At 54.0% G+C, this 17,622-nt stretch carries 15 protein-coding genes; 3 read left to right on the top strand and 12 right to left on the bottom strand.

Annotated features, from left to right (window positions below; genetic code table 11):
* Nucleotides 1–4 precede the first annotated feature (4 nt).
* From G523_RS0112340 to ssb, 4 genes are all read right to left on the bottom strand, one after another.
* Entirely contained in the window at nt 5–901 is an 897-nt protein-coding gene (locus tag G523_RS0112340; protein WP_022695373.1) for a peptidylprolyl isomerase, read from the bottom strand.
* A gap of 2 nt (nt 902–903) precedes the next feature.
* Nucleotides 904–1,374, bottom strand: a complete 471-nt coding sequence (gene coaD / locus G523_RS0112335; RefSeq protein ID WP_022695372.1) for a pantetheine-phosphate adenylyltransferase — start codon at nt 1,372–1,374, stop codon at nt 904–906.
* Nucleotides 1,375–1,410: 36 nt separating this feature from the next.
* Nucleotides 1,411–4,125, bottom strand: a complete 2,715-nt coding sequence (gene gyrA, locus G523_RS19200) for a DNA gyrase subunit A (protein WP_033233261.1) — start codon at nt 4,123–4,125, stop codon at nt 1,411–1,413.
* Between the two features lie 162 nt (nt 4,126–4,287).
* Entirely contained in the window at nt 4,288–4,773 is a 486-nt protein-coding gene (ssb, locus tag G523_RS0112325; RefSeq protein WP_022695370.1) for a single-stranded DNA-binding protein, read from the bottom strand.
* Between the two features lie 199 nt (nt 4,774–4,972).
* On the opposite strand from ssb, the gene uvrA reads away from it, so the two are divergent.
* Nucleotides 4,973–7,882 (top strand): excinuclease ABC subunit UvrA, encoded by a 2,910-nt coding sequence (uvrA, locus tag G523_RS0112320; protein ID WP_027441704.1) that lies wholly within the window; start codon nt 4,973–4,975, stop codon nt 7,880–7,882.
* 18 nt (nt 7,883–7,900) lie between these two features.
* On the opposite strand, the gene G523_RS0112315 is transcribed toward uvrA, so the two are convergent.
* Nucleotides 7,901–8,782 (bottom strand): hypothetical protein, encoded by an 882-nt coding sequence (locus G523_RS0112315; protein ID WP_155802705.1) that lies wholly within the window; start codon nt 8,780–8,782, stop codon nt 7,901–7,903.
* Nucleotides 8,783–8,951: 169 nt separating this feature from the next.
* Between G523_RS0112315 and trmFO the strand changes: the two genes are divergently transcribed.
* A complete protein-coding gene (trmFO, locus tag G523_RS0112310; RefSeq protein WP_022695368.1) occupies nt 8,952–10,349 on the top strand; it encodes a methylenetetrahydrofolate--tRNA-(uracil(54)-C(5))-methyltransferase (FADH(2)-oxidizing) TrmFO in 1,398 nt (465 codons plus the stop codon).
* On the opposite strand, the gene G523_RS0112305 is transcribed toward trmFO, so the two are convergent.
* Entirely contained in the window at nt 10,344–11,021 is a 678-nt protein-coding gene (locus G523_RS0112305; protein ID WP_022695367.1) for a squalene/phytoene synthase family protein, read from the bottom strand. The genes trmFO and G523_RS0112305 overlap by 6 nt on opposite strands.
* 68 nt (nt 11,022–11,089) lie before the next feature.
* Between G523_RS0112305 and G523_RS0112300 the strand changes: the two genes are divergently transcribed.
* Nucleotides 11,090–11,692 carry a superoxide dismutase gene (locus G523_RS0112300; RefSeq protein ID WP_022695366.1) on the top strand — a complete coding sequence of 201 codons (603 nt, stop codon included), beginning with the start codon at nt 11,090–11,092 and terminating at the stop codon, nt 11,690–11,692.
* A gap of 75 nt (nt 11,693–11,767) precedes the next feature.
* Here the strand turns inward: G523_RS0112300 and secF are convergent, their stop codons facing one another.
* The 6 genes from secF to serS all read right to left on the bottom strand — a co-directional run bounded on the left by secF (nt 11,768) and on the right by serS (nt 17,603).
* Nucleotides 11,768–12,790, bottom strand: a complete 1,023-nt coding sequence (gene secF / locus G523_RS19195) for a protein translocase subunit SecF (protein WP_033233187.1) — start codon at nt 12,788–12,790, stop codon at nt 11,768–11,770.
* Between the two features lie 10 nt (nt 12,791–12,800).
* Complete coding sequence (gene secD / locus G523_RS0112290) at nt 12,801–14,408, bottom strand: protein translocase subunit SecD (RefSeq protein ID WP_027441703.1); 1,608 nt, start codon at nt 14,406–14,408, stop codon at nt 12,801–12,803.
* 15 nt (nt 14,409–14,423) lie between these two features.
* Nucleotides 14,424–14,756: a preprotein translocase subunit YajC gene (gene yajC, locus G523_RS0112285; protein ID WP_022695365.1), complete on the bottom strand. Its 333-nt coding sequence runs from the start codon at nt 14,754–14,756 to the stop codon at nt 14,424–14,426.
* Between the two features lie 83 nt (nt 14,757–14,839).
* Complete coding sequence (locus G523_RS0112280) at nt 14,840–15,499, bottom strand: protein-L-isoaspartate(D-aspartate) O-methyltransferase (protein WP_022695364.1); 660 nt, start codon at nt 15,497–15,499, stop codon at nt 14,840–14,842.
* A gap of 8 nt (nt 15,500–15,507) precedes the next feature.
* Complete coding sequence (gene surE / locus G523_RS0112275) at nt 15,508–16,284, bottom strand: 5'/3'-nucleotidase SurE (protein WP_022695363.1); 777 nt, start codon at nt 16,282–16,284, stop codon at nt 15,508–15,510.
* Nucleotides 16,284–17,603, bottom strand: coding sequence for a serine--tRNA ligase (gene serS / locus G523_RS0112270; RefSeq protein ID WP_022695362.1), 1,320 nt, complete (start codon nt 17,601–17,603; stop codon nt 16,284–16,286). Before serS ends, surE begins: the two co-directional genes overlap by 1 nt.
* Between the last annotated feature and the right edge of the window lie 19 nt (nt 17,604–17,622).

Raw genomic sequence — 17,622 nt, 5'->3', positions numbered from 1 at the left:
GACCCTAGTTTGAGACGATAGTCGGCACAGGCGGCAGGTCGCAAACGCTTGCGCCCGCATTCGCCTCAAGGAAACTGGCAAACAGAGGCCCATCCGTGCGCTGCACCAGAACGCGTGGACGTTCTTCCTCTGGCATCTCTGACACAAGACGTGCCGAAACCAGAACGTCAGGCATTCGCACAGGCTCACCTACTTCAATGCTATCCACAACGTCCTGACCGCTCACAATGCGCCCCCACGCCGTGTACTCCCGGTTCAGCCAGGGAGAAATATCCCGCATCAGGAAGAACTGTGTAGAAGCCGAGTTTGGATCGGATGTGCGGGCTGTTGATACAACGCCTTTACAATGTGGAATCCAGCTTTGAACGGAACCGTCGCGTGACAAGCTGGCGAAAGCTTCAGCCTGCGTAGAAACAGGGAACCCCAGAATATAGCCGCTTGTCGCCGCCTGAGGCAGGCCCAGCTTCTGCATCGCTGGAACACTGTCACCTTCTGAATTCGGGACCCGCGTGAAGATAAACTCGCCCGGCATGTTCGGCCAGTTTTCAGCGCGCTCACGGTCAATAGCTTCAATATCACCGCCTTGAGCCATGAAGCCTTCGATCACACGGTGGAACATTGTTCCATCGAGATCGCCGCTAGCTGCGAGAGACGTAAAGCGCTCAACATGACCCGGCGCAGCGAATGGTGCCGCCTCGATCAATACACGCCCACGCGTCTCGCCCCGCGCTGTTGCAATCTGAAATTCGATCAGATTTTCAGGAGCTGCTTCACGCCAGTTGGCAGTATCTGCCAATGCCGCATCAAATGCTGGCAATTCGGCGACTTGAGCCTGCGCCGACGCCCCTGCCATCGCCGTCAAACCAATGGCCGCGAGAAGAGAACGAATGAATGACTTCATAATCAGAGCTTTTCTTTGAGGCGTTTCGCAACCGAAGGAGAAACAAAATGTTCCACACGGCCGTCCAACTTTGCAATTTCCTTGACCAGTCGTGACGCCACGGCCTGGTGTTGAGGGTCAGCCATCAGGAACACAGTCTCAATGTCGGGATTGAGCTTCTGGTTCATGGCGACCATTTGGAATTCATATTCAAAGTCAGATACTGCCCGCAATCCCCGAATGATTACATTTGCAGTACATTCTTCAGCGAAGTGCATCAGAAGATTATCGAATGGACGAACTTCGATCTCGGCAGTGTGACGAAACTCTTCAGTCTCTTCGAGGACCATGTCGACACGCTCTTCCAGAGAAAAGAGCGGGCCTTTCGCCTCGTTGATCGCGACGCCAATGACGAGCTTGTCGACGAGCTTTACTGCGCGTCTGATGATATCCCGGTGCCCGTTGGTAAGCGGGTCAAAAGTCCCGGGATACATTCCGATTCGTTTCGTCACATTGGCCTCCCCAGAGGATTAATCTTCGGCTTCAGTATCGCCTTCGATATTCTTATCCTCTTGTTCCGCCAAACGTTCAACCGATACAACCTTTTCCTCTCCATTTGTCCGGAGAACCCGGACGCCTTGCGTCGATCTGCCTGCGATGCGTATCTGATTGACAGGACAACGAATGAGCTGACCGCCATTCGTAACCATCATCACGTCATCAGATTCATCGACAGGGAATGACGCCGCAAGATTGGCATCATCTGGAATACGATGCGCGATAAGGCCTTTGCCGCCGCGGCCTGTTACACGGTAATCATAAGCAGAAGCCCGCTTGCCCATTCCTTTGTCCGTAATGGTCAGAATGAACTCCTCAGCAGCCCCGAGTTCAACGAGACGCTCCTCATTCAGAGCAATTTCTTCGCCGGCCTCATCGTCTGTATCAGCTGATACTGCTTCTACTTCGTCATCGCCGTCTTCGACCGCACGACGCATCGCGGCTGCATGCTTAAGGTAGGCACGTGCTTCAGCCGGTGTAACGTCTACATGTCGAAGTACTGCAAGCGAAATGACTTTATCACCATCCGCGAGGCGAATGCCGCGAACACCTGTTGACGTACGCCCGGTGAACACACGCACATCATCCACACGGAAACGGATACACTGCGCACGCGCTGTGGTGAGAAGGACGTCGTCATTCGGATTACAGATCTGAACGTCCACAATACCGTCGTCTTCATCCGGCTTCATGGCAATCTTGCCATTCCGGTTCACCTGTACGAAATCCATCAGCTTGTTACGTCGGATGCCACCCTTACGGGTCGCGAACATAACGTCGAGGCGCTCCCGTTCGGCCTCATCTTCCGGCAACAGCATCACGCTGGTGATCCACTCACCCTTATCGAGCGGCAGGATGTTTACCAGAGCCTTACCTTTGGATTGAGGACTTCCGAGAGGCAGTCGCCAGACTTTGTGTTTGTAGACCATACCTGTCGACGAGAAGAACAGAACTTCGGCATGGGTGCTGGCCGCAAACAGGCGCGTGACGAAATCCTCGTCTTTCATCGCCATGCCAGAGCGGCCTTTGCCACCTCTGTGTTGCGAACGGTACGTCGTCAGCGGCGTGCGTTTGACATATCCGCCATGAGTGAATGTGACGACCATCTCTTCTCGTTCGATGAGATCTTCATCATCAAGATCGAGATCGCCGACAGTAAATTCAGAACGACGTGGAACAGCGAACGCCGTCTTCACTTCGTTGAGCTCGCCACGAATAATATCAAGAATACGAGCGCGCGAACGCAGAATATCGAGAAGGTCTGCGATCTTCTCTGAAAGACCTTTCGCTTCGTCACCGATTTCATCAGCACCGAGCGCGGTGAGGCGGTGAAGGCGGAGTTCAAGAATGGCGCGCGCCTGCTCATCGGAGAGGCGGACGGTATCCTGATCCGACATCACTGTACGGCGGTCCGCGATCAGTTTGATCAGCGGCGCCATCTCAGAAGCCGGCCAGTCACGCGAAAGAAGAGATTCGCGGGCTGTCGCAGGATCCGGAGAGCTACGAATAATGCGGATCACTTCGTCAATGTTCGCTACCGCCAGCGCCAGACCGACGAGAACGTGCGCACGGTCTCGCGCTTTGTTGAGTTCAAACTTAGTGCGGCGAGCAACAACATCTTCGCGGAACTTGATGAAGGCCTTCAGAATGTCTTGCAGAGACATCTGCTCAGGCGTGCCAGCGTTCAACGCAAGCATGTTCACGCCGAAGCTCGTCTGGAGCTGCGAATAACGGAACAACTGGTTCAGAACGACTTCCGCGGATGCGTCTTTCTTCGTCTCGATGACCACCCGAATGCCGTTTCGGTCACTCTCGTCGCGAAGTTCGGAAATCCCTTCGACGCGCTTTTCACGAACAAGCTCAGCAATCTTCTCAACGAGGCTCGCCTTGTTCACCTGATATGGAATCTCGGTGACAATAATCGCTTCACGGCCATTTCGCATGGTTTCGAAAGACGTACGCGCGCGCATGATTACCGAGCCGCGCCCTTTCAGAAGACCATTGCGCGCACCGCTGCGCCCCATGATCAGGCCACCAGTTGGGAAGTCGGGACCAGGCACGATCTCCAGCAGCTCTTCGTCATCAATCTGTGGATTATCGATCATCGCCAGAGTGGCATCGATCACTTCGCCCAGATTGTGCGGCGGAATATTCGTCGCCATACCAACGGCAATACCGCCCGCACCGTTCACCAGAAGGTTCGGGAACTGAGCTGGCAGAACAATTGGTTCGCGGTCTTTGCCGTCATAGTTTGGCTGGAAATCGACCGTGTCTTTATCAATATCCGTTACAAGATAGTTGGCCGGCTTAGCCATACGACATTCAGTGTAACGCATCGCGGCAGGCGGATCGTTATCGATGGATCCAAAGTTACCCTGACCGTCCACCAATGGCAGGCCCATCGAAAACGGCTGTGCCATACGGACGAGCGCATCGTAAATCGCCGCGTCACCGTGCGGGTGATAATTACCCATCACGGCACCGACCACATTCGCAGATTTCCGGTATGGTTTGTCAGGCGTGTTCCCGCCAACGCGCATCGCATAAATGATGCGCCGGTGAACAGGTTTCAGACCATCACGAACGTCTGGCAACGCACGCGAGACAATCACGCTCATCGCGTAGTCGAGGTAAGAGCGTTTGAGCTCGTTCTCGATTGTTACCGGATCAACGCCGTCTTCCGGCATTTCTTCTGGGGTGTCATTTTCTGAAGACAAGATACGGTCTCTTACTGGTCTGGGTTCAAGCGCGCTTTATGCGACTCATATTTGCATCAGACGCTAGCATTATGCGCAAACGGGGCCAAGCGCTGGCCCCGTGCAGATGGTGTTTTGATGTGAGCTATGACCCTAGAACGGGATCTCGTCATCCATATCCTGTGAAAAGTCCTGCTTTGGACCTTCCATGGAGCGCGGAGAGCCACCGAAACCGGAATCATCCATACGACCACCGCCGCCACCCATTCCGCCGCCGGATGGGCCGTCACGGCCATCAAGCATTGTCAGCGTGCCGCCATAGTTACGGAGAACAACTTCTGTAGAATACTTCTCGACGCCGTTATTGTCGGTCCACTTGCGTGTTTCCAGCTGACCTTCAACATAAACCTTAGATCCCTTGCGAAGATACTGCTCGGCAATCTTCACCAGACCTTCGTTGAAGATCACAACGCGGTGCCATTCCGTCTTCTCACGGCGTTCGCCGGAGTTACGGTCGCGCCAGGTTTCGGATGTCGCAATGCTGAGGTTTGCGATTGATCCGCCATTGTTCATTGATCTGATTTCAGGGTCTCGTCCGAGGTTTCCAACCAAAATCACCTTATTTACCGAGCCGGCCATTGCCATATTCCTTCTAGAAACCAAATCTGCGATTCCGTAGTTACTTACGGAAAACCCACACACTTCGCGAGAGGCAACGGAAACTTCCTGACAGTTTCCATAAAATTCTCGCTATTTGTTCTTTATATGTTCTGGATGTCAACCGCGATTCGACGCATAGACGTCCAGCAGACCGAAGCTAAACAGGCAGAATGACCCGATGAGTGAACTCTCAGAAATCCGTGTTCGCGGCGCCAAAGAACACAATCTGAAAAATATCGACGTGGACATTCCGCGCGGCGAGCTGGTTGTGATGACCGGCCTGTCCGGTTCCGGTAAGTCGTCTCTGGCTTTTGATACGATCTATGCCGAAGGCCAGCGACGGTATGTGGAATCGCTTTCTGCATACGCACGCCAATTTCTTGAGCTGATGCAAAAGCCGGATGTTGAGAGCATTGAAGGCCTCTCACCGGCAATTTCTATCGAGCAGAAAACGACGAGCCGCAACCCACGATCGACTGTCGGCACGGTCACAGAAATCTATGACTATATGCGCCTGTTATGGGCGCGTGTGGGCACGCCTTATTCACCGGCGACGGGTCTCCCAATCGAGAGCCAGACTGTCAGTCAGATGGTCGATAGAACTTTATCGCTGGAGGAAGGCACACGTCTCTACCTTCTGGCGCCTATCGTGCGCGGACGTAAAGGCGAATATCGCAAGGAAATGGCCGAACTGCTGAAGAAGGGCTATCAGCGGGTGAAAGTTGATGGCGCGTTTTATTCCCTGGAAGAACCGCCAACGCTCGACAAGAAGTTCAAGCATGACATTGACGTCGTTGTAGACCGGATCGTTGTTCGCGAAGGCATGGAGCAACGCCTCGCTGAAAGCTTTGAGGCTGCGCTGGACCTCGCCAATGGAATTGCCATCGCCGAATATGCAGATGCCGAAGACGGCAAGGACCCGGAACGGATCACCTTCTCCGCGAATTTTGCGTGTCCGGTGTCCGGCTTCTCGATTCCCGAAATCGAACCGCGCCTGTTTTCGTTCAACAACCCATTCGGTGCCTGCCCGACATGCGACGGTCTTGGCGAACAGCTAAAAATCGATCCGGACCTCATCGTTCCTGAGCGCGATAAGTCGCTGCAGGATGGTGCGATTGCACCATGGGCGAAGACAACGTCACCCTATCAGACCCAGACTCTGCAAGCGCTGGCCAAGGCCTATAAGTTCAAAATGCAGGATAAGTGGTCTGACCTCTCAGACGATGTTCAGCAGGTCATTCTACACGGCACTGGCGGGGACGAAGTGAAATTCGTCTATGATGACGGTATGCGCCGCTATGAGGTCAAAAAGCCTTTCGAGGGCGTCATTCCGAATATGGAACGCCGCTGGCGCGAGACCGACAGCGCCTGGGTGCGCGAGGAGATTGCTAAATTCCAGTCCGCTCAGCCCTGCCCCGCCTGCAACGGCAAGCGCCTCAAGACCGAGGCACTCGCTGTAAAAATCGGGATGAAAGACATCTCAGAAACTGCGTCCCTCTCTATCAAGGATGCCGACCAATGGTTCCGCGATGTTGAAGGTCATCTCACACCGCAAAAGCTCGAAATCGCATCGCGCATCCTCAAAGAGATCAAAGATCGCCTGAAATTCCTGAACGATGTCGGGCTCGACTATCTGAACATGTCGCGGTCTTCCGGCACGCTTTCTGGCGGCGAAAGCCAACGTATCCGGCTGGCCAGCCAGATCGGCTCTGGCCTGACTGGTGTACTCTATGTACTCGACGAGCCAAGCATCGGTCTGCACCAGCGAGATAACGAGCGCCTTCTGGAAACGCTGAAGCATCTACGTGATCTCGGGAACTCCGTCATTGTGGTCGAACACGATGAGGATGCTATTCTGACCGCTGACCATGTCATCGACATGGGACCCGCCGCAGGTGTACATGGCGGCGAGATTGTCTCCCAGGGCACACCCCAGGAGATCATCGCTGACCCTAACTCCATGACGGGCGCTTACCTCTCCGGTGCGCGTGAGATTGCCATTCCTGATCGTCGTCGTTGGGGCAAGAAGACTAAGTCCATCAAACTCACTGGCGCGCGCGGCAACAACCTCAAGGATGTGAGTGTCGAAATTCCGCTTGCGACTTTCACATGCGTGACTGGTGTATCCGGCGGCGGCAAGTCGACACTTATCATTGAGACGCTCCAGAAAGCGCTCTCGCGAAAGCTGATGAAGGCGCAAACCGTTCCGGCTCCCTATGACGGGCTGGAAGGTCTGCAACACCTCGATAAAGTCATTGATATCGACCAGTCACCAATCGGGCGTACGCCTCGATCGAACCCAGCCACCTACACAGGCGCATTCGGTCCAATCCGTGACTGGTTCGCCGGACTGCCGGAAGCCAAGCAGCGCGGTTACAAACCGGGCCGCTTCTCTTTCAACGTGAAAGGTGGTCGATGCGAAGCCTGTCAGGGCGACGGTGTCATTAAGATCGAAATGCACTTCCTGCCGGACGTCTACGTTACCTGCGATGTCTGCAAAGGCAAACGCTACAATCGTGAAACGCTCGAAGTTCTCTACAAAGGCAAGTCGATTGCTGACGTTCTGGATATGACTGTGGAGGAAGCTGAGGAATTCTTTGCCGCGGTTCCGGGCATCCGGACCAAAATGGAGACACTCAACCGTGTCGGCCTTTCCTATATCAAGGTCGGACAGCAGGCGAATACGCTTTCAGGCGGCGAAGCCCAGAGGGTCAAGCTTGCTAAAGAGCTTTCCAAGCGCGCAACGGGCCGAACGCTTTACATTCTCGATGAACCGACAACCGGACTTCACTTCGAAGACGTTCGTAAACTGCTGGAGGTTCTTCATGAGCTCGTCGACAACGGCAACACAGTTGTCGTCATCGAGCACAATCTAGATGTGATCAAGACGGCAGACTGGATACTCGACCTTGGCCCAGAAGGCGGCGATGGGGGCGGTGAGCTGGTTGCTGCGGGCACGCCAGAAGATGTCATCAAGGTCGAACGAAGCTGGACTGGTCGCTTCCTGAAAGAGACATTCGAACGACAGGAAGAGCGCCGTGCAGCACGTGCAAAGGCGCGTATCCGCGAAGCTCAAAAGGCAGATTAAAAAGTCCGGTCGGACCGCTTAGAACTGTTCTGTTCTGCGGTCCGGCTCAAATCCGCGATACATAAACACAGCGAGTGCGGCGCCTACGAGCTGTGATGGGATACTAAACAACCCTGTGATCACACCAAACGCAAAAGCTGCAAATGGTGAGCTAGCAGCCAGGGCACCTGCATCGCCAAGGACCGGCAAACCAGTCAAAGCGCCAGCTACCCACACACCCAAAAACGAAATCAATACGACTGGCGCCATCGCAAGCACAATTGCACCGATCACACGCCATACCTGATCTTTCGTCCAATCCCATGTCTCAAAGATCATCATCTTCTGACGAGCAATTGTTGCGGCAGGGAAATTCACCAGTCTCGCGGAGATATAAAGCAAAGGAAACCCGACCATCAGGAACATCAGGATCATAATCACAATGCCTGCGGGAGTGACGAAAAAATCCGCCAGAAACGCTTCGGCCGCACGCTGGTTTTGAGCGATTGCTTCCAGATCTGGAACAATCATCGCGATCAATATGCCCATGACGATGCTTGCGAGAATAATGGCCACAAATGCGAGAAAAAATGCGACCGCGATGAAAATCAGGTTCGCAAACAGCAGTCGTGTTTCTTCCATGTCGAACTTCAGACCGGTCAGGCCTTTCATTTCGCCCGTCATCGCAAGGCGGATAGTCATAGCGAGGCAACTAACGGTCACCAGAAGCGCCAGAACCTGCCCAAGAAAATCGAGAGGCAAAACACCTCCAGCCATTCCTGACACGGCCGCCGCCGATACAGCGCCGGTTACAATTGCACGTACCATATAGGCGGGAAGCGTCGTCAGAAATGCGCCTGTTGCAAATCTCCAGCTGTATGTCGCTGCTCCAACAATCGGCAATTGGCTGTTTTCCGCCACTTCGGTCTCCTGCGTTTTCAAACCACCACTCAATTGGGACAGAAGCCGATGGAATTCAATTGAAATCACCCCATATTCGGCGCAATCATACATCCACCTTCGTTGCGAACGATATCGTCTCCCGCAATTCCATGGTTGACCTGATCAACCTCTTCCACAATTTAGCGACATGACCAAAGAACCTATTCATATCATCGGTGGCGGCATGGCCGGCTCTGAAGCCGCTTGGCAAGCTGCCAATCTCGGCGTCCCTGTAATCCTGCACGAGATGCGCGGCGTCAAAGGGACTCACGCGCACAAGACCGACCATCTTGCAGAACTCGTCTGTTCCAACTCTTTTCGCTCAGACGACCATGAAACAAATGCCGTAGGCGTTCTGCATGAAGAAATGCGTCGTCTGAACGGCATCATCATTTCGACAGCAGCTGACCATCAGGTGCCCGCAGGCTCTGCTCTCGCGGTAGATCGCGACGGTTTCTCTGCCGCAGTCACAGCTAAACTGGAAGCGCATCCGAACATCACGATTGTCCGGGAAGAAATTGACGGCATTCCTCCGGAAGACTGGTCGTCTGTTATTATTGCGACTGGCCCGCTGACATCCGAAGCGCTGGCGACTGCCATTGGCGGCGTAACGGGTGAGGAAGACCTGGCATTCTTTGACGCGATTGCACCGATTGTGCAGGTCGATTCGGTAAACATGGATATCGCATGGCGACAGTCCCGATATGATAAACCGGGCCCTCATGGCGACACCGCTGCCTACATCAACTGCCCAATGGATGAAGACCAATATAATGCCTTCATCGACGCTCTCCTCGCTGGCGAAAAAACGGAATTCAAAGATTGGGAGAAAGACACACCTTATTTTGAGGGCTGTCTTCCTATCGAGGTGATGGCGGAACGTGGTCGTGAAACGCTCCGATATGGGCCGATGAAACCAATCGGTCTCACCAATGCTCACAAGCCAGACGTTAAAGCCCACGCAGTTGTCCAGCTCCGGCAGGACAATGCCCTTGGCACTCTGTGGAATATGGTCGGCTTCCAGACCAAGCTGAAATATGGCGCACAAACCGACATCTTCAGAATGATCCCGGGCCTCGAGAATGCTGTCTTTTCTCGTCTGGGCGGCATTCACCGCAATACCTTCATCAATTCACCCAAGCTGATCGACAATCAGCTACGCCTGAAGAAAATGCCGCGCCTGCGCTTTGCGGGTCAGGTTACCGGTGTAGAAGGCTATGTTGAGAGCGCTGCTATGGGCCTTTTGGCAGGTCGCTTTGCTGCATACGAACGCCTTGGCATGGACATGACACCGCCACCTGAAACAACGGCGCTGGGTGCTCTTCTGGGCCATATCACGGGCGGTCACCTGGAAGCAGGTGGGACATTCCAGCCTATGAATGTCAATTTCGGCCTGTTTCCAGCTCCTGAAACCGTTCCGAATAAAGATGAGAACGGGAAGCGCCTGCGCGGCAAAGAAAAAGGCCGCGCGAAAAAACGAGAAATGGCGAAGCGTGCGCTCGTGGATATCGACAACTGGGCTGACCAGTTCATGGCGACGTCATAGAGTTTCCAATTTTTTGAGAAGGCGTTTCTCACCCGCGAGGAACGCCTTCCAAAACCGCCAACGTCGAATTAGAGCATGAGCTTCGGCCTTGCTCTCCCAATCTGCTGCAAATTCAAGCAAGCACATCCATGGCCAGCGGACGTCATTTTTTTCCTGCAAGCACTGTTTGAGCCCATCGAGACTTTGACGGTCTGGCGCGCCGGCATTGGCCGTCTGGAAATAGCGACCCAAAAGGTTGGCGCACCCGCTCTCTTCGGTTTCAGCGTCATTCATCAAAAGCCGAAAGAGCGCCCCGCCATAGTCTGGCTCGTCACCAGCAATGACGTCGTCATACGCATTGATCAAATCCAGAATGGCCCTGGGTTCCACTTCATAATCCAGGAGCAGGCCTTCGAGCGACAGTGCTGGATCCGTTTGCTGCGTGTCTTTTCCGGCCAGAATGTTGTCGATCTCATCCCGCCACCACTGCAGCCTGATCTGCGCGACCATTGCCTCGCTGATCGTGGTCGCGATGCGATGAAACTCTCCATCCAGACAAAGAATCATCAAAGACCGCTGACGCTGCCCAGATTCAAGGAACCCTGTCGCCAACCAGATCGTTTGGTGACTATGACGGGCAAAAGAATTCAAACTTTTGAAGAAATCTGGACTTTTACGCTTGGTCTCAGGCATGACGATCACAATATCCCATTGGAGTCATTTCTGACACACCAACTCGGTTAATAGAAGAGGAGTTAAACATGGCTTTCGACCTTCCAAGCCTTCCATACGACCGTGGTGCACTCGCGCCACATATTTCAGAGGAAACTCTGAACTTCCACTACGGGAAGCACCATCAGGCTTACGTCACGAACCTCAACAAGCTTGTTGAAGGTGGTCCGCTTGCTGACGCTTCTCTGGAAGAAGTGATTCAGGACGCGGCTGGTGATGCCTCTAAAGCTGGCGTATTCAACAACGCGGCTCAGGTCTGGAACCACACATTCTATTGGCATTCCATGAAGCCAGCTGGTGGCGGCGCTCCTACCGGTAAGATCGCCGAACTCATCGATCGTGACTTTGGCTCTTACGACGCGTTCAAAGAGTCTTTTGCGACAGCAGGCGCAACACAGTTCGGTTCAGGCTGGGCATGGCTGGTGCTTGCAAACGGCAAACTCGAAGTGCGCAAAACACCAAATGCAGAAACTCCACTGACAGAAGACGGTGTTACGCCACTTCTCACAATGGACGTTTGGGAACACGCTTACTATCTGGACTTCCAGAATGCGCGCCCTGCATACATTGAGACATTCCTCAGCGAACTCGTGAACTGGGACTTTGCAAACCAGAACCTCGCTGACGCGTAAGTCTGACAAGCTGCTTTCAAATAAAACCCCGCCAGTGGCCTGGCGGGGTTTTTAATTATCAACTCATCGGCCCTATCAGGACTTGGAGAAGATCTCGTCCGCGCTCTGCAGCTTTTCCGGATCACGGGTAAGACCAGTGTGCAGAAGAAGTGCTGAAGCAATAAAGATCGAAGAATACGTACCGATAACGACACCCCAGATCAGAGCGAACGAGAAGCCGCGAAGAACCTCACCGCCAAGCACATAGATCGAGATCAGCGCCAGAAGCGTCGTGCCGGACGTCAGCAACGTTCTGGACAAGGTCTTGTTCAGAGACAGATTGATCACATCCTTGAGCGGCATCTTCTTGTATTTCCGCAGCTCTTCGCGAACGCGGTCGTACACAACAACCGTGTCGTTCATAGAGTAACCAATAATCGTCAGAAGCGCGGCAATCGTCGTTAGGTCGAAATCGATCTGAAGAAGAGAGAACACCCCTACGGTCAGAATGACGTCGTGCAGCAAGGCCATAACCGCGCCCACTGAGAACGCAATCTGGAACCGAAACCAAATATAAGCCAGCATGAAGATGAGCGAGACAGCGAGAGCCGTAATACCGGCTTGCAGCAGCTCATTTGAGACTCGTGGGCCAACGCTATCACGGCGCAGAATTTCCCAGTCGCGTTCTTCGACGTCACTGTGCGGATAAGCGGCCTCGAGAGCGTCGATAAAACGCTGAGCCTCGTCGATTTCCTGATCAGTCGCAGCAGATTCGTCAGTATTTGTGTCTGCGTCTGTAGCCACTTCATCCTCATCAGGAAGTGCAGCGCGAATAACGAATGTTTCCTCCGCGTTGGCGCCGGTGCCGCTGGCCTCAGTGATATTAGGCGCCTTGAGCTCAAGCTCGTTTGCCAGCGCGCGGATATCTTCGATCTCCGCACCTTCTGGCTTTGTGATCTCCACCAGCATACCGCCTGCGAAGTCGATACCGAAGTTCAGGCCTTTCATAGGGATGAGAATAACCGATGCAGCCAGAGCCACGGCAGACAGAGCGAATGCGAACATTCGGACCGACATAAAGTCGACTTTACCCTCAATCGGAAGACGTTTCATAAGCATGTCAGGTCTCCTACATCGGCAGCTTGGTTGGGCGTGTCGCACGAAGCCAGATCACAGAGAACCAGCGAGTCAGAACGAAAGCCGTAAAAACAGACGTGAAAATACCGATCGCAAGCGTCACCGCGAAGCCTTTCACAGGGCCAGAGCCCAGCGTGTAGAGGACCGAAGCAGCGAGAAGCGTCGTGATGTTCGCGTCGAGGATGGTCGACAGAGCTTGCTGATACCCCGACTCAATTGCAGAGATCGGCTTTCGTCCATTTCGGGATTCCTCACGAATACGTTCAAACACCAGAACGTTCGCATCGACCGCCATACCAATCGTAAGAATGATGCCCGCAATACCCGGAAGGGTCAGCGTCGCGCCGAGACCGGAAAGCGCACCAAAGATCAAAAGAATATTCACGATCAGCGATCCAACGGCAAAGATGCCGAACAGACCGTACGCAAAGAGCATAAAAATCGCGACGAGGATGAGGCCGATGATGGAGGCAAGCGCACCTGCTTCAATCGAGTCCTGACCAAGCGTCGGGCCAACCACACGCACACTCTCAACATTCACCTGCGCAGGAAGAGCACCCGCCTGAATAACCGTCGCCAGTTCGCGTGCGGATTCGACGGTGAAAGAACCTTCGATGAAACCGGACCCTTGAAGGATGGCACTGTTAATCCGCGGTGCAGACTGCACAGCATCATCCAGAAGAATTGCGAAACGTCGACCACGGTTCTGGGATGTAGCCTCACCAAATAGACGCGCGCCGGTTGTGTTGAATGTGAAGTTCACGATTGGCTGATTGTTCTCAGGGTGAAAGCCCTGACTGGAACTGCGAACCATATCGCCTTCAATAATCGGATCAGATTCAAGAAGCAGAGTTTCTCCGGTGACGGATTGTCTGATGATGTTACCAACACGCGGCTGACCCGTGCGCAGTGCTTCGTTCAACGCATTCTGGTCTTCAACAACGAGGTTAAAGGTCAGAACACCCGGCTGTTCGATGACACGAATAAGGCGCTCCGGGTCACTCTCACCAGGCGCTTCAACGATAATGTCGTTTTCACCAGAAGGCTGGACGAGAATTTCGCCAAGACCGTCCGGGTCAAGACGTGGACCGAGCTTGGAAACAGTCTGGCGGGTTGCTTCCGCCATAATTTCTTCCACACGCTGCGGGGTGAAACTGATCTCGATCTCGCCATTACCGGCCTGAGAGACCTCGATGCTCGGTGCGCCAAGCGGCCCACCGATAGGCTGGTTCATTTCGCGCATGAGCGCGATTGCGCGATCAGACATTGAGTTGTCGCGCAGACGGAAACGCACAGCGTCGTCTTCCACACGAATAGCCGTGTAGGAAATACGGTTATCGCCGCGCGTTGTCTGAAGTTTAGCACGTGCCTCACGCAGCAGATCGTTCAGCTGCTTCGTGACCGATTGCTCGGCATCAACAGACAAGAGCAGCGATACCCCGCCCCGAAGGTCCAGACCAAGGTTAGCTGGCGAAGAAGGCAGGAAACTCGGAATGCTCTCACGCTGGTTTTCATTAAGCACGTTTGGCAATGCAAACAGTGCTCCGAAAACCGACACAAAGAGGATCAGTGCGACCTTCCAGGGTGGGAATTGTAACATTGGAAAACCTGTATCTTAGTCGTTTGCAGGTGTGTCTGCAGCGCTCTTGTCGCGTACGTCGATAACCATCTGACGCAGAACAGTCACTTCTGTCGAACCAAGGTTCAGAACGACTTCAGTGTCGCTGATTTTGACAATTTTACCAACAAGGCCGCCAGACGTGACAACGCGGTCGTTCTTTTTCAGGTTGCTGAGCATTTCCTGATGTTTTTTGCGTTGCTGCTGCTGTGGGCGGATAAGCAGGAAGTACATGATTGCGGCCATGGCACCGAACGGAAGCACGAGGCCCGTAAGGATGTTGCTGCCACCTTCAGCTGCTTGCGCGAAGAGAATAAGTGAATCGGTCATTTGACGGTCCATTGAGAGTTATATCAGACGCGAGGCTATACTTGGGCGCCCCGCATTTTGCAAACAAGAGGTAATCGCCACCTCTATAATTCCTTAGCGGCACCCTCCACGAGGTGAAGAAAGTTTGAAAGACCAACCGCGTCAGAAGAAATCTTGCCGGATTTATCTTTGCGATATCGCATGAGACGCTGATCTTCGTTTGTGCCTACCGGCATGATTAGCATGCCGCCAGCCTTTAGCTGGCCGAGCCAGACCTGCGGAACATCTTCGAGCGCGCATGTCGCGACGATACGGTCAAATGGCGCAGATGCCGGCCAGCCAAGCGCGCCGTCGCTACACTGCGAAATGATGTTCGCGAGACCAAGATTATCAAACCGCTGCTTCGCAGCTTCGACCAGAGTTCTGTAACGATCAACCGTATTGATTCGGCGCGCAAGCCGGGACATCAAAGCTGTCAGATAGCCACTGCCCGTGCCGATCTCCAGAATGGTGCAGGACCGGTCCTTACCGAGCTCCAGCGAGTAAATGATCGTCGCTACGTCGGAAGGGCGCGAGATGGTCTGACCACAGGCAATCGGCAGAGCGACATCGTCATAGGCGTATTCTTCGAACTCGGGATCGACGAATTGTTCGCGAGGCAGCTTTTCGATCGCATTGAGCAAATCGTTATCGGTGATACCCGAACGTCGAAGCTCGAGTATCAGTCGCATTTTACGAAATGGATCGTGCTCAGCCTCAGACACTCTCGTCACTACTTCCCGATATCACCCACCAGTTCCGCCCTGAAAGACTGTAGGGTGCTTTCATGGGTCAGGTCTACATGCAAAGGCGTGATGGACACCCTGCCCTCGTAAATCGCCTTGAGATCGGTTCCATCTGCGGGATCCGATAGCTTGCCCCGATAGCCGATCCAGAAATAGCTATCGCCGCGCAAATCAAGACGCTGCTCGGCATGTACGATATTTTCGTCACGGAACCCCTGCCGGGTAATCTCTACGCCCGTGACAGCATCTGGTGCACGGTCAGGGAAATTCACATTCACCACGACATTGTCAGCCCATGTCATATCCACGAGCCGCTTTAGAACCTTGCTGCCCCAATGGCGAGCCGTTTCCCATGGCAGCGAGCCCGGAGCCTGGAAGCCACGCGACTGACTTAGCGCGATAGATCTCACGCCATGCTGCATGCCACACATCGCGGCCGCAATTGTACCGGAATAGCTCGTGTCCTCGGCGATGTTCTGCCCGCGGTTTACGCCTGAAAGGATCAGATCAGGCTTCTGATCACCCATCAGCTCGAGCAAGCCCAGCAAAACGCAGTCTGTCGGCGTGCCACGAATCGCGAACGTTTTGTCACCCAGCTTTCGAACGCGTATCGGATCGGTAAGCGTCATTGCACGCGACTTGCCGGATTGTTCCACCTCTGGCGCAATGATCCATATGTCGTCCGAAACAGTTCGGGCGATATCCTCAAGCACTTTCAGGCCTTCGGCGTGAATGCCGTCATCATTGGTAAGAAGAATGCGCATTACGAGACGGACTCGATTTTCTCCAGACCGCCAAGATATGGGCGCAGAACCTCTGGTACGGTGATGCTACCATCTTCGTTCTGGTAGTTCTCAATCACAGCTACCAGCGTGCGTCCAACCGCAAGACCAGACCCGTTAAGTGTGTGCACAAACTCCGGCTTCTTGGCGTCTTTACGCTTAAACTTCGCATCCATCCGGCGGGCCTGAAAATCGCCGCACGTAGAGCAGGAGGAGATTTCCCGGTACGTGTGCTGGCTCGGAAGCCAGACTTCAAGGTCATAGGTACGACGCGCGCCAAAGCCCATATCGCCAGTCGACAACTTCATAACGCGATAAGGAAGCTCAAGCTTCTGCAGAACCGCTTCCGCACAGCCTGTCATACGCTCGAGTTCGGCGTCGCTCTCTTCAGGCGTCGTGACGGACACCAACTCAACCTTATTGAACTGGTGCAGACGGATCATGCCTTTTGTATCACGGCCGGCACTGCCTGCCTCAGAGCGGAAACATGGCGTGTGTGCGGTCATACGAAGCGGCAGTTGATCTTCCGCCATAATCGTTTCGCGTACGAGGTTTGTAAGCGAGACTTCAGCGGTCGGGATCAGATAGTGACCCGCCGTGGTCAGGAAGAGGTCTTCGCCAAACTTTGGCAACTGACCTGTACCCACAAGTGCGCGGTCCTGCACCAGCAATGGTGGGCTAACTTCAGTGTAGCCATTCGTCTCCGTCTGCAGATCCAGCATGAATGCAGCAAGCGCGCGCTCCAGCTTCGCCATCGGCCCTTTCAGAGCGACAAAACGCGAACCGGACATAGCGACAGCCGCCTCGAAATCCATCTGCGCGCCAGCGGCGCCGGCTTTCAGGTTTTCGCCAACGACGTCGTGAGACTTTGGTTCAAATGACAGCTTGATCGGTTCGCCCCAGCGACGCACTTCTTCGTTCTGCTCTTCGCCCTCACCAAGCGGAACATCTTCATACGGCAGGTTCGGTAGGGACATGAGAATGCCATCGCGGACATTCTGCGCCTCTTCTTCCGCAGCACCGGCTTTTTCAATCGTCGCCTTAGCATCAGCAACCGCAGCCATAAGGCGTTGAGCTTCGGCCTCATCGCCAGTCGCTTTAGCTTTACCAATCAGCTTTGAAGACTGGTTACGGATTTGCTCGGCGTCCTGTTTTTGCGCGACTGCAGCGCGCACATCAGCATCGAGCTTCAGGATTTTTTCCGACCAGCTGGATGCGTCGTCAGGCGCTGCAAAATAGCGGCGCGCCATCGCATCATCAAAAGCCGTCGGGTTATCGCGAATAAAACGGATATCGTGCATGGAATCTGCCCTGTTGAAT

The organism is Ponticaulis koreensis DSM 19734 (assembly GCF_000420665.1).
GTDB lineage: Bacteria > Pseudomonadota > Alphaproteobacteria > Caulobacterales > Hyphomonadaceae > Ponticaulis > Ponticaulis koreensis.
Note: the sequence above shows the minus strand (reverse complement) of the source record. Positions and strands in the feature narration are given on the sequence as shown.

Excerpts from the sequence above, each read along its gene's own strand:
- G523_RS0112340 (WP_022695373.1), bottom strand. The coding sequence starts at position 901 with ATGAAGTCATTCATTCGTTCTCTTCTCGCGGCCATTGGTTTGACGGCG.
- coaD (WP_022695372.1), bottom strand. The coding sequence starts at position 1,374 with ATGTATCCCGGGACTTTTGACCCGCTTACCAACGGGCACCGGGATATC.
- gyrA (WP_033233261.1), bottom strand. The coding sequence starts at position 4,125 with ATGCCGGAAGACGGCGTTGATCCGGTAACAATCGAGAACGAGCTCAAA.
- ssb (WP_022695370.1), bottom strand. The coding sequence starts at position 4,773 with ATGGCCGGCTCGGTAAATAAGGTGATTTTGGTTGGAAACCTCGGACGA.
- uvrA (WP_027441704.1), top strand. The coding sequence starts at position 4,973 with ATGAGTGAACTCTCAGAAATCCGTGTTCGCGGCGCCAAAGAACACAAT.
- trmFO (WP_022695368.1), top strand. The coding sequence starts at position 8,952 with ATGACCAAAGAACCTATTCATATCATCGGTGGCGGCATGGCCGGCTCT.
- G523_RS0112305 (WP_022695367.1), bottom strand. The coding sequence starts at position 11,021 with ATGCCTGAGACCAAGCGTAAAAGTCCAGATTTCTTCAAAAGTTTGAAT.
- G523_RS0112300 (WP_022695366.1), top strand. The coding sequence starts at position 11,090 with ATGGCTTTCGACCTTCCAAGCCTTCCATACGACCGTGGTGCACTCGCG.
- secF (WP_033233187.1), bottom strand. The coding sequence starts at position 12,790 with ATGCTTATGAAACGTCTTCCGATTGAGGGTAAAGTCGACTTTATGTCG.
- secD (WP_027441703.1), bottom strand. The coding sequence starts at position 14,408 with ATGTTACAATTCCCACCCTGGAAGGTCGCACTGATCCTCTTTGTGTCG.
- yajC (WP_022695365.1), bottom strand. The coding sequence starts at position 14,756 with ATGACCGATTCACTTATTCTCTTCGCGCAAGCAGCTGAAGGTGGCAGC.
- surE (WP_022695363.1), bottom strand. The coding sequence starts at position 16,284 with ATGCGCATTCTTCTTACCAATGATGACGGCATTCACGCCGAAGGCCTG.
- serS (WP_022695362.1), bottom strand. The coding sequence starts at position 17,603 with ATGCACGATATCCGTTTTATTCGCGATAACCCGACGGCTTTTGATGAT.